Genomic DNA, 12,529 nt, shown 5'->3' on the forward strand with positions numbered 1-12,529 from the left:
AAGCTGAATTCATAATAAGGAACGGCGTTCCGTATATAGGAACGACGAATCAGACGGATCGGCGCACTGCGTGTCATGGCGGGTGTCAGGTCCAGGAGACGAGATGATGAAACGTAGGGCCCTTGCTTCGTTCGCGAAGCTGGCATTGGCCGTGGCCGCCTGTAGCGTGGCCGTCGTGGCAGCGGCGCAGTCGCCGTCGCCGCCGTCCCAGGCTCCCCAGTCACCGCAGGTCCAGCCGCCCTGGCCGACCAAGCCTGTTCGCATCATCGTCCCCTACGCCCCGGGCGGCGGATCGGATACGCTCGGCCGCCTCGTGTCACGGCGCCTGTCCGAGGTCTTCAAGCAGACTTTCGTGGTGGAGAACCGGTCAGGCGTTGCCGGGGTGATCGGCTCGCAGATGGTGGCCAAAGCCGACCCCGACGGCTACACGCTGGTGGTGTCGGGTATCGGATCGCACGTGGTCGCGCCGATGGTGAACGACAACACCTTCGACCCCATCAAGGACTTCACGCACATTGCGTTTCTGGGCGGGCCGCCCACGGTGCTGGTCGTGGGGCCGGACTCGCCGTACAAGGACCTGAAGGGTTTTGTCGAGTACGCCAAGGCCAATCCCGGCAAGATCAGCTGGGGATCGCCGGGGCAGGGCACGCATGGGTACATGATCGGCGACGCCTTTGCTTCAACAGCTGGCATCAAGATGGTCACCATCAACTACAAGGGCGGCAACCCCGCCATGACGGACTTGCTGGCGGGTCATGTCAACGCCGCCTTCATGTCCTTCGGCACCACCACACCCTACATCCAGTCCGGCAAGTTGCGTGCGCTGGCCATCACGTCCGACAAGCGCGCAGACGACTTTCCGCAGTTGCCCACCTTTACCGAGCAAGGCTATCCGGCGCTGACCGGCACCACCTGGTTCTCGTTGTCGGGCCCGGCCGGCATGCCGCCCGCGATCGTCGAACGGCTGAACACCGAAGTGCGGCGCGCCCTGCGCTCGCCCGAGATCGTGGCCGAAATGCGGCGGCAGAACATGGAAACGCTGGACATGGACGTGCCGACCTTCAACGCCTATGTGCGGTCCGAGATCCAGCACTGGAAGCCCTATGTGTCACCGGCGCAGGCGGACGCGAAGCCGTAACGGGCTGACGTGTCGCGGCGGGACACGCGCCGCGGCGCCACAGGACACGCACCGCCCTCCCTTTGCCCGGGCTGTCGGGCATCGCGATTCGGACCCCTTCTGGAGCATGCATGAACATTGAACGACCGGTTGGCGCGCTGGCGTCGGAAAGGCAGTGGGGCAGCGACTACCTGGCCGACCTGATCCGTCAGCTCGACCTCAAGTACCTTGCGATCAACCCGGGCGCGAGCCTGCGCGGCCTGCATGACAGCCTGGTCAACTACCTGGGCAATGACGACCCGCAGTTGCTGCTGTGCCTGCATGAAGAGCATGCCATCGCCATCGCGCACGGCTATGCCAAGGTGACGGGCACGCCCATGGCGGTGGCCGTGCATAGCAATGTCGGCCTGATGCATGCGTCGATGGCGATCTACAACGCGTGGTGCGACCGTGTACCCATGGTGATCGTCGGGGCGACCGGACCGGTGGATGCGGCGCAGCGCCGGCCATGGATCGACTGGCTGCACACGGCGCGCGACCAGGGCAAGCTGGTGCGCGACTTCATCAAGTGGGACGACCAGCCTGCGTCCTTGCAGGCGGCGGGCGAGTCCGCGCTGCGCGCGCAGCGGATCGCCACCACCGCGCCGCACGGGCCGGTCTATCTGTGCTTTGACGTGTCGCTGCAGGAGCAGGCCTGCGACCCGGCGTTGCCACTGCCCGATCCGTCCCGGTTCGCGCAACCGGTGGCGGCCTATCCCGACCCGGATGCGGTGCAACGGGTGGCCGACCTGCTGTCGCGTGCAACGCGGCCGGTGATCCTGGCAGGGCGCCTGTCCCGCAACGCCGATGCGTGGAACCGCCGCGTGGCGCTGGCCGAACGGCTGGGCGCCACCGTCATCACCGACTTGAAGCAGGCGGCCGCCTTCCCGACGCGTCACCCGCTTCATGTCCCGATGACGGTAGGCCAGGACGGCGCCCAGGCCCTGCGCGATGCCGACGTCATCCTGGCCCTGGATTGGCTTGACCCGGCGGGCACGATCAAGGTGGTGGGCGAGCGCGGGGCCGCGGTCACGGCGACGATCGTGCACTGCTCGCCCGAGCAGTACTCCCATCGCGGATGGAGCATGGACCATCAGGCCTTGCTGCGTGCCGACCTGCATTTTCTGTGCGAGCCGGAAGCGCTGGTCGATGCCTTGCTGGCCATGGATGACGCGTCGCCTCGGTTCGACAAGCGCGAGCGTCAGCCAGTCCAGCAGCGCGTCCGCAAGCTTGATCCCGCACCGGCAGACGACGCGGCGTTGAGCATCCGCGTGCTGGCCCAGGTGCTGCGCGCCAGCACTCGGGACATGCTTACCTCGCTCATCAAAGTGCCGCTGGGCTGGTCCAACGAAGTGTGGGACTACGACGCGCCCCTCGACTTCCTGGGCAAGGATGGCGGCGCCGGGATCGGGTCGGGCCCGGGCATGGCGATTGGCGCGGCGCTGGCCTTGCAGGGCACCGGCCGGCTGCCGCTGGCCGTGATCGGCGACGGCGATTTCATGTTCAGCGCCAGCGCCTTCTGGACCGCCGCGCGCTACCGCCTGCCGCTGCTGGTCGTTGTCGCCAACAACAGTACCTATTTCAACGATGAGATCCACCAGGAACGCATTGCGCGACGTCGCGGCCGCACTACCGACAACAAGGCCATCGCGCAGACGATGACCGATCCCGCCATCGACATCCCGGCGATCGCCCGCGCGCAAGGGGCGCATGCCGGCCCGACCGTGCGCACCGCGGCGCAGCTGAACGCGGCCATGCAGGACGCCATCGCTCGCGTGCGCAATGGCGCGCTGTGCGTGATCGATGCCCAGGTGTTGCCGGGCTACGAATCCTGACCCAACCACCCAAATGAGGTCTTCATGACGCGTTTTGTTTCCTGTGTTGCCGGCCTGGTGATGGCAGGCGTGCTGTCCGCGGCCGCGACGGCCACGGCCTTTGCGGCCGACGTTGTCTGGCCCCGCAAGCAGATCCGCCTCATCGTTCCGTATCCGCCCGGCGGCAGCGCCGATACCCTGGGCCGCGCCTTGGCGCAGTCCTTGACCGGGTCTCTGAACCAGACCGTGGTGGTCGAAAATCGCGCGGGCGCGGCAGGCTTCATCGGGTCGCAGGCGGTGGCGCGCGCCGAGCCCGATGGCTACACGCTGGTCGTGTCCGGCATCGGGTCGCACGTGATCGCGCCCCTGCAGAACCCGAACGCCTTCGACCCGATCAAGGACTTTACGCACATCGCGTTTCTGGGCGGCCCACCCGCGGCCCTGATCGTCAATGCCGACAGTCCGGTCAAGGACCTGGCCGGCTTCATCACCTATGCGCGCGGCCTGCCGAATGGCGTGAGCTGGGGATCGCCGGGGCAGGGCACGCATGGCTCGCTGATCGGCGACGCGTTCAAGGACACCACGAAACTGAAGATGGTGCACGTGGCCTACAAGGGCGCCAACGCGGCTGTGACCGATCTGATCGCCAACCAGATCCAGGCCGCGTTCATCACACTCAGCAGCGCCACCGCAGGCATCAAATCCGGCCGCATTCGTGCGATTGCCCTGACCGCCGACAAGCGGCTGGACGACTTTCCGGATGTCCCGACCTTTACCGAACAGGGTTACCCGAAGCTGACCGGCACGACCTGGTTCTCATTGTCCGGCCCTGCGGGGATGGATCCCGCCGTGACCACCAAGCTGAACGCCGCCGTGCGCCAAGCCATGCGCACGCCCGAGATCCAGCGCGAACTGCGCCAGCAGAACATGGTGACCGAGGACTGGGATGCCGCCACCTTTACCCGCTACGTCGGTACCGAGATCACGCACTGGTCGCCCTACCTGCAGGCGGCGGAAGTGGTGACCGGCAACAAACCCTGACGGCCGCCTGCATGGCGTCCCAACGAATCGAAGGAACAGCATGAGCGTGGAAAAACCGGTGATGGACGCGTCGGTCCGCCTGGAGTGGGGTAGCGATTACCTGGCCGACATCATCCGCCAACTGGATCTGAAGTACCTGAGCATCAACCCCGGCGCCAGCTTGCGCGGCCTGCACGACAGCCTGGTCAACTACCTGGGCAATGACGATCCGCAGATGCTGCTGTGCCTGCATGAAGACCACGCGGTCTCGATCGCGCACGGCTATGCCAAGGTGACCGGCAAGCCCATGGGCGTCGTGGTGCACAGCAACGTCGGGCTCATGCATGCGTCGATGGGCATCTTCAATGCCTGGTGCGACCGCGTGCCCATGGTCGTGATCGGCGCGACAGGCCCGGTCGATGCCGCGCAGCGCCGGCCGTGGATCGACTGGATCCACACATCGCGCGACCAGGGCGCGCTGGTACGCGACTTCATCAAATGGGACGACCAGCCCGCCTCCTTGCCGGCTGCCGCCGAATCGTTGATACGTGCAACCATGATCGCCAACACCGCGCCGCGCGGCCCGGTGTATGTGTGCTTCGATGTGTCCCTGCAAGAAGCCCGGCTCGACGAAGGCGTCAACCCGCCCGACATCTCGGGTTATGCCCAGCCGGTCACACCGTATCCCGATCCGGCCAGCGTGCGGCAGATCGCCGCGTGGCTGGCCGCGGCGCAGCATCCTGTGGTGATGGCAGGGCGGTCGTCACGGGACGACGCGGCGTGGGCAAAACGCATCGATCTGTGCGAACGCCTTGGCGCCAAGGTCATGTCCGATCTGAAGCTGCCGGCCGTCTTCCCCACCGACCATCCGCTGCACGTTGCGCCACCCGCCTTCTTCATGGGCGACGACGGCATTGCGCTGCTGCGCGGGGCCGACGTCGTGCTCAGCCTGGACTGGCTGGACCTGGGCGGTGCGTTGAAGGTGGCGTCGGCCAAGGGTTCCATTGCGGCGCGCGTGGTGCATTGTTCACCCGATCAATACTCCCACAAGGGCTGGAGCATGGATCATCAGTCCCTGCCGCCGGTGGAAACGCATTTGCTGTGCGAACCCGATGCGCTGGTCGATGCCTTGCTGCGGCTGGATGACCAGGAAGGGTGCTTCGCGTCGAAGACGCGTTCCGTCTACACGCCGGTGCCGGTGCCACGGTCAGCGGATCCGGGAGCCGTCCCCATCAGCCTGCAGATTCTTGCGTCGGTGTTGCGGGCATCGACCCTGGACCACGACGTCTCGCTGCTGCGTACGCCCCTGGGCTGGCCCGGCAATGCCTGGCACTTTCGGCATCCGCTGGACTTCCTGGGCAAGGACGGTGGCGCCGGCCTGGGCTCCGGGCCAGGCATGTCGGTGGGCTGCGCGTTGGCGCTGCAAGGCACCGGCCGCCTGCCGCTGGCCGTGATCGGGGATGGCGACTACATGATGGGCGTCAGCGCCATCTGGACCGCCGCCCGCTACAAGGTCCCCGTGCTGTTCGTTGTCGCCAACAACCTGGGATACTTCAACGACGAACTGCATCAGGAAAAGGTCGCGCGCACCCGCTCGCGCACGACCGAGAACAAGGCCGTCGCACAGCACATTGGCGAGCCGGACATCGATATTGCCGGCATCGCGCGGGCGCAGGGCGCGGTCGGCTACGGTCCCGTGCACGATGCTGCCGAACTGGCCCAGGTCATGACCCAGGCGATTGCCGACGTGCAGGCTGGCAAGGTCTGCGTGGTCGACGTGCGGGTGGTGCCGGGCTACGACTCGCTCATGACGAAGGGCCTGTTGCGCGAAGTGAAGGCGGGGTGATCAAAAAAGGCCGCAGCGTTTCCGCTGCGGCCTTCTCGTCTGCTCAACGACAACAGAGCTTTACCGGTACATCATCACGCCATTGCGGGCATCTTATCCAGCAACTTGTCCAGGGTGATCGGATATTCCCGCACCCGAATTCCCGTCGCGTTGTAGATCGCGTTGGCCACGGCCGCGCCCACGCCGCAGATGCCCAGCTCGCCGACCCCCTTGGCCTTCATGGGCGACGACTGCGGATCCGTCTCGTCCAGGAAGATCACGTCCTGATGCGGAATGTCGGCATGCACCGGCACTTCATACCCGGCAAGGTCGTGATTCACAAAGAAGCCACGGCGCGTGTCCACGGCCAGTTCTTCCATCAGCGCTGCGCCAGCGCCCATGGTCATGGCGCCGATCACCTGGCTGCGCGCCGACTTGGGGTTGATGATGCGGCCGGCCGCGCACACGGCGAGCATGCGGCGGATGCGGACCTCGGCGGTGGCCATGTCCACGCCCACTTCGACGTAGTGCGCGCCGAAGGTGGACTGCTGCATCTTCTTGCTCAGGTCGCCGAATTCGATCTTGTCTTCGGCAACGATGTCGGCGCTGCGTGCGGCCGCGGCCAGCGACTGGCTGCGGCCGCCGGCACGGACCTGCCCGTCGGTGAACTCTGCCGTGGCAGGGTCCAGGCCCAGCTTGCGGGCCACGGCTTCGCGCAGCTTGACGCACGCGGCGTAGACACCGGCGGTCGAGCTGTTGGCGCCCCATTGGCCGCCTGATCCGGCGGACACCGGGAAGCTGGAGTCGCCCAGGCGGACCATGACCTTGTCGAGCGGCAGGCCCATCATCTCGGCAGCGGTCTGCGCAATGATGGTGTAGGTGCCGGTGCCGATGTCGGTCATGTCGGTTTCGACGGTGACGATGCCGCGCTTGTCCAGCCGTACGCGCGCGCCCGACGTCATGGTCAGATTGTTGCGGAAGGCCGATGCCACGCCCATGCCGACCAGCCAGCGGCCGTCGCGCAGGGTGGCAGGCTTGGCGCCGCGCTTGCTCCAGCCGAATTGCTCGGCGCCGATGCGCAGGCACTCGTTCAACTGACGCTGCGAGAACGGCCGCTTCGGGTCTTCGGGGTCGACCTGCGTATCGTTCAGTACACGGAAGGCCACCGGGTCGATGCCGACCTTCTCGGCCATTTCGTCGATGGCGATTTCAAGCGCCATCAGTCCTGGCGCTTCACCCGGCGCGCGCATGGCATTGCCCTCGGGCAGGTCCAGCAGCGCAAGGCGCGTCTGGGTCATGCGGTCGGCGCCGGCGTACAGCAGGCGGGTCTGCTGCACGGCTTCTTCGGGCGATCCGCCTTCCAGGTTGCCCGACCAGGTTTCGTGACCGATGGCGGTAATCTTGCCGTCCGGTGTCGTGCCGATCCGGATGCGCTGGATGGTGGCCGGTCGGTGCGTGGTGTTGTTGCCCATCAAGGGGCGCGTCAACGCGACCTTGACCGGACGCTTGACCGCCCGTGCACCCAGCGCCGCCAGGATCGCGTCGGCGCGCACGAACAGCTTGCCGCCAAAGCCGCCGCCGATGTACGGCGAGATCAGGCGCACGTCTTCCTTTTTCAGGCCCAGGGTCTTGGCGACATCGCCGGCGCCCCACGCGATCATCTGGTTCGACGTGTACACGGTCAGCTTGCTGCCTTGCCACACGGCGATCGATGCATGCGGCTCCATCATCGCGTGCGAGTGATCAGGCGTGTGGTACGTGGCGTCGAGCTTCACAGGCGCCGCGTCGAATGCCGATGCAAAGTTGCCGACCGCGGTGTCGGGCTTTTCGCTCTGTTTGGGCGATGGCTTGGTGGCCGACGCACGCTCGGCTTCGAGGTCGAACTTGCCGGCAGACGCGGCGTAGTCGACCTTGATCAGGTACGCCGCCGCGCGCGCCTGCTCGAAGGTCTCGGCCACGACCAGCGCTATCGCCTGGTGGTAGTGATCGATTTCGGGACCGCCCAGCAGCTTGGCGACGTTGTAATCACCCTTTTCGAGCTTGCCGGCGGTGTCGGCCGTCACGATCGTCAGCACACCCGGCGCGGCCTTGGCGGCCGTCAGGTCCATGCGGGTGATGCGGCCCTTCGCGATGCCTGCGCCCACCACATAGCCGTAGGCCTGGTTGCGCATGGTGTCGTGCCATTCGTAGGCATAGGGCGCGCTGCCGGTGGTCTTGAAAGGACCGTCGATCCGGTCGGTCGGCTTGCCCACGACCTTCAATTGGTCGATGGGGTTGGTGGTGGCTGGAGTATCGAATTTCATGGTCAGACCCTCGCTTCCGTCAGCACGGATTGCAGCGTGCGTTCGACCAGCTTCAATTTGAAAGTGTTGTCGCCTGCTGGGCATCGGCCGGCTCGACGAGGTGCAGCGCGCATACATCGAGTCGGACGGTCAGGTCAGCGTGATCCGCATGTCGGAACGCACGGATGGGGAGACGTCAACGCTGGAAGAATGAGTGTCGGCGTCAACCCTGTGCTGGACGGCGTCAACGACCTGATGGACGGCAGCAAGGACACGGTCCTGCCTACAGGGTCACCACTTCGCCGAACACGTCGCGGGTCACTTTCAGAAAACCCTCAGCCGCGGGGGACAGCGTCCGGCCTCTCGTATTCACATACGAGATATCCATCGGCACGCGCGGCGATGACAGGCGGCATCGCCACAGGTTGTCGTGCTGCGTCTTGGCGACCAGCGACGACGCCCAGATCGTCACGCCCAGGCCGCCCGCCGTCATCCACAGCGCCGACGACAGGAAATTCACTTCGTGGCCGATGATCAGGCGCACGCCCGCACGATCGGCCGCGGCATCCAGCTTGCGGCGCATGCCGTAGCCCAGGCCCGTCCGTACCGCGATCAGGGGGTAGGGCGCCACATCGGCCCAGGTCACGTCTTCCAGCCCGGCCAAGGGGTGGTCGTCGGCGCAGACCAGACACAAGTGGTCGTGCAGCAAAGGCAGCAATTCAAGCTGAGGGTCATCGGACTCGGGCGTGCCGATGCCGAAGTCCACGTGGTCAGCCGCCACCCGTGACAGGAACTGATCGGGCGCGCAGTCATCCAGAATGATCTTGACGTCGGGATAGACCGCGCTGAAGCGGCGCACCACGGCCGGCATCAGCACCGCCGCCACCGTTGCCGTTACCACGATGTGGACCCGGCCGCGCCGCAGGTCGCTCAGCGCTTCGAAATGGGTGCCCAGCCGGGCGACGTCCTGCAGGATGCGTTCTGCCACCGCGATGGTGTCGTGCGCGGCCTGGGTGGGCGTCAGTGCGCGCGAGGTGCGGTCGAACAAGGCCAGGTTCAACGTGGCCTCGATCTGGCGCAGCATGGTGCTGACGGCCGATTCGGTCACCGACAGCCGGATGGCCGCCAGGCTCAGCTTGCCGGACCGGTACACGGCGACGAAGGCGCGAAGTTGTTTGAGGCTGAGCTGGCTTTCGATCGACATTGAAGCTTTCTTGTAGGGTGCTGCAGTTTTTTTCGATTGGAATCGATCGGGGCCGGGGGTTCAATGGGCGCATTCCCGGGTCGGCCGTCGTCAGCCTGCCGACGGTCAGCACACTCACAATCCGCCTACGCACCATCAGGAGACGCCAGATGAAAGCCGACAACCCCTTGTACATCCGCCCCGATGCTGTCGCGTCGTCCATCAGGGACGAAGAATGGCAGACCCGCGTGGACCTGGCCGCCTGTTACCGCCTGCACGCGCATTACGGGTGGACGGACCTGATCTATACCCACATCTCGGCCCGCGTGCCGGGCGCCGAAGAACACTTCCTGCTCAATCCTTTCGGGCTGATGTTCGATGAGATCACCGCGTCCAACCTCGTCAAGATCGACCTGGACGGCAACGTGGTCAGCCCCACGCCGCACCCAATCCACCGCGCCGGCTTCGTGATTCACAGCGCCATCCACGGCGGCCGGCCCGATGCCCAGTGCGTCATCCACGCCCACACGCGTGCCGGCATGGCCGTGTCGGCCATGGAATGCGGGCTGCTGCCGCTGACGCAACACGCCATGCTCTTCCATGGCAAGGTCGGCTATCACGACAGCGAAGGCCTGGCCAATCAGCTGGGCGAGCGCGAACGGTTGGTGCGCGACATCGGCGACAAGCCGGTCCTGATGCTGCGCAACCACGGCACGCTGGTGGCGGGCAAGACCATCGGCCAAGCCTTCGCGATGATGTGGCACCTCGAAATGGCGATGCAGGCCCAGGTCGATGCGCTGGCCAGCGGCCAGAAGCTGACCTATGGGTCACCGGACCTGGCCACGCGCATCGCCAGCAACAGCTTTCGCGAGCCAGGCCTGCCGCGCGCCGACGGAACCATCAGCCCGCTGGGTCACATGGAATGGCCGGCGCTGCTGCGCCGCATGGACCGGCTGGACCCGTCGTTCCGGCAGTAGCGGCAACGCAGCAGCACCGCGGCAGCAGTAGCACCAGCACCGCAGCCGCCGCAACGTCCGAGCCCGCGGCGGGACCGCCCGCCACGACGATGCATAACGAGATCGAGGCCAGACCACTGGCCTGACGAGGAGACACGCATGTTCAAGACCTTTCGGACGCTGACCCGTCTGGGCGCCAGGACCTTGGCTTCAACGACCCGGGTGTCGACGACTCTGCTTTCGACCACCTTTGCAAGCACGCTGGCTGCCACGCTGCTTGGCGCGGCCGCTCTCGCGACGTCACCCGCCGCTGCCCAGACCTGGCCCGACCGGCCCATCCGCATCATCATTCCCTTTGCGCCCGGTGGCGGCGCCGACGGGGTCGCCCGCCTGCTGGCCGTGCAACTGGAAAAGGACCTGGGGCAGGCCGTGGTGGTGGAATCCAAGGCCGGCGGCAACACCGTCATTGCGGCGCAAACCGTCGCCCGGGCCGCACCCGACGGCTACACGCTGCTGATGACGGGCGGGTCCACCATGTCGCTGCTGCCCCTGACGGCCAGCACGCCGCTGCCCTACGACCCGTTCAAGGACTTCTCGCCCATCGGCATGCTGTCCAAGGGACCGTACCTGGTCGCGGTGTCGTCGTCATTGGGCGCCGACACGCTGGCCGACGTGCTGACCCTGGCGCGCACCAAGCCGGGCGCGGTGGCCTACGCGTCGAACGGCATCGGGGCATCCGCCCACATCGGCATGGAATTGCTGGCCCAGCGCGCCGGGGTGCAGATGACCCATGTGCCGTACAAAGGCTTTGCGCCAGCGCTGGGCGACGTGGTGTCCGGACGCACCCCGCTGACCATGATCGACCTGGCCACGCTCGGCGGTTTTGCCAAGTCGGGACGCATCAAGATCCTGGCTTCCACCGCCGCGCAGCGCTCGCCCATGTTCCCTGAGGTGCCAACCGTGGCCGAGCTGGGCTATCCCGGTTACGAGGTCGAAACCTGGTTTGCGCTGTATGCGCCGGCCCGCACGCCGTCGTCCGTCGTCGGCAAGATCGGCGAGCTGTCGGCCAAGTGGCTGGCCACGCCCGAGGCCAAGGCCGCCCTGGCTGCGCTGGGGCAAGAGGCAACGGCATCGTCGCCTGATGCCGTCACCCGGCGCATCGTGGCCGAGCAGAAGGCCTATGCGCCCCTGGTCACCGCCGCCAATATCAAGACGGATTGAGGCGCGGATGACAACGTCCCACACCCTGCTGATCGTCAATGCCGACGCGGCGTATTACGCCGCGCAACTGACTGAGCAACTCACGGAGCAACTGGCGCAGCCGGCCGGTCCCTCCGTCACGGTGCTTGCCGCCACCCCCGGCCAGCCGCTGCCCGAAGGCGCCGAGTCGGCCACCGCCGTCATGGGTTTCGCCAGCGCGTTGACCCCCGCCCTGATCGCCCGGTTGCCCAACCTGAGCTGGCTGCATGCGCTGTCGTCGGGCGTCGACGGCATCGTCTCGCTGCCCAACCTGCCGCCCGGACTTGTCATGACGTCCTCGCATGGGGTGCACGGCCCGGCGGTGTCCGAGCTCACACTGATGCTGATGCTGGCCCTCGCGCGCGACATGCCATCACTGATCGACAATCAGCGCGCCCACCTGTGGAAACGTCGTCCGCAGCCGCTGCTGCATGGAAAGACCGTGGTCATCCTGGGCACCGGCCTGATCGCCTGCGCGCTGGCCACCCGCTGCCGGGCGCTGGGCATGCGCACCGTCGCCGTGACCGCCACGGTGCGCGATCTGCCGGAATTCGATGCCGTGCTGCCCAGGACGGCCTTGCTTGAAGGCGCCGCGCAGGCCGACATGCTGGTGGCCCTGGCACCGCTGGACGACACGACGCGGGGCATGGTGGACGCGTCGGTCTTTGCAGCCATGAAGCCGGGCGCCTTCTTCATCAACGTGGCGCGGGCCGGCCTGTGCGACACGGCCGCGCTGGTCGATGCGCTGACCGCAGGCCGGCTGGCCGGGGCGGCGCTGGATGTGTTCGAGCGCGAGCCCCTGCCGGCCGATGATCCCTTGTGGGACGTGCCCCGGCTGCTGATCACGCCCCACCTGGGCGGCGAATCCGACCGATATGCCGACCAGGTGCTGCCCATCATCGTTCACAACGCGCGCTGCGCGCTGCAGGGCCAGTGGGACGCCATGCGCAACCGGATCGCCCTGCCAGCCTGACCCCGACAGGGGGCGCTTACCTCGTGCGCACCCTGCGTCTACCCGGTGCGTGGCCCCCGCGTTCCGGCAAACGGCGCCAAA

The 12,529-nt window shown here is 66.7% G+C and carries 9 protein-coding genes; 7 read left to right on the top strand and 2 right to left on the bottom strand.

Annotated features, from left to right (window positions below; translation table 11 throughout):
• The first annotated feature begins 103 nt into the window (after window positions 1–103).
• The 4 genes from IE116_RS22815 (at window position 104) to IE116_RS22830 (ending at window position 5,836) form a co-directional block, all read left to right on the top strand.
• Window positions 104–1,138 carry a tripartite tricarboxylate transporter substrate binding protein gene (locus IE116_RS22815; protein WP_189615678.1) on the top strand — a complete coding sequence of 345 codons (1,035 nt, stop codon included), beginning with the start codon at window positions 104–106 and terminating at the stop codon, window positions 1,136–1,138.
• 110 nt (window positions 1,139–1,248) lie between these two features.
• Window positions 1,249–2,991, top strand: coding sequence for a thiamine pyrophosphate-binding protein (locus tag IE116_RS22820; protein WP_189615680.1), 1,743 nt, complete (start codon window positions 1,249–1,251; stop codon window positions 2,989–2,991).
• A 24-nt stretch (window positions 2,992–3,015) separates the two neighbouring features.
• Window positions 3,016–4,011 carry a tripartite tricarboxylate transporter substrate binding protein gene (locus IE116_RS22825; protein WP_189615683.1) on the top strand — a complete coding sequence of 332 codons (996 nt, stop codon included), beginning with the start codon at window positions 3,016–3,018 and terminating at the stop codon, window positions 4,009–4,011.
• Window positions 4,012–4,051: 40 nt separating this feature from the next.
• Window positions 4,052–5,836, top strand: a complete 1,785-nt coding sequence (locus IE116_RS22830) for a thiamine pyrophosphate-binding protein (RefSeq protein WP_189615685.1) — start codon at window positions 4,052–4,054, stop codon at window positions 5,834–5,836.
• A gap of 74 nt (window positions 5,837–5,910) precedes the next feature.
• Here IE116_RS22830 and paoC read toward each other — a convergent pair whose 3' ends face one another.
• Both paoC and IE116_RS22840 read right to left on the bottom strand, forming a co-directional pair.
• Window positions 5,911–8,118 carry an aldehyde oxidoreductase molybdenum-binding subunit PaoC gene (gene paoC, locus IE116_RS22835; protein ID WP_189615687.1) on the bottom strand — a complete coding sequence of 736 codons (2,208 nt, stop codon included), beginning with the start codon at window positions 8,116–8,118 and terminating at the stop codon, window positions 5,911–5,913.
• A gap of 262 nt (window positions 8,119–8,380) precedes the next feature.
• Entirely contained in the window at window positions 8,381–9,301 is a 921-nt protein-coding gene (locus tag IE116_RS22840; RefSeq protein WP_189615689.1) for a LysR family transcriptional regulator, read from the bottom strand.
• Window positions 9,302–9,450: 149 nt separating this feature from the next.
• Here IE116_RS22840 and IE116_RS22845 point away from each other — a divergent pair, with 149 nt between their 5' ends.
• From IE116_RS22845 to IE116_RS22855, 3 genes are all read left to right on the top strand, one after another.
• On the top strand, window positions 9,451–10,257 hold the full coding sequence (locus tag IE116_RS22845; protein ID WP_189615690.1) for a class II aldolase/adducin family protein: 807 nt from the start codon (window positions 9,451–9,453) through the stop codon (window positions 10,255–10,257).
• Window positions 10,258–10,395: 138 nt separating this feature from the next.
• Entirely contained in the window at window positions 10,396–11,457 is a 1,062-nt protein-coding gene (locus IE116_RS22850) for a Bug family tripartite tricarboxylate transporter substrate binding protein (RefSeq protein ID WP_189615692.1), read from the top strand.
• Window positions 11,458–11,464: 7 nt separating this feature from the next.
• Complete coding sequence (locus IE116_RS22855) at window positions 11,465–12,448, top strand: D-2-hydroxyacid dehydrogenase (RefSeq protein ID WP_189615694.1); 984 nt, start codon at window positions 11,465–11,467, stop codon at window positions 12,446–12,448.
• Window positions 12,449–12,529 lie beyond the last annotated feature (81 nt).

The sequence above is a fragment of the Pigmentiphaga litoralis genome (assembly GCF_014651835.1).
Lineage (GTDB): Bacteria > Pseudomonadota > Gammaproteobacteria > Burkholderiales > Burkholderiaceae_B > Pigmentiphaga > Pigmentiphaga litoralis.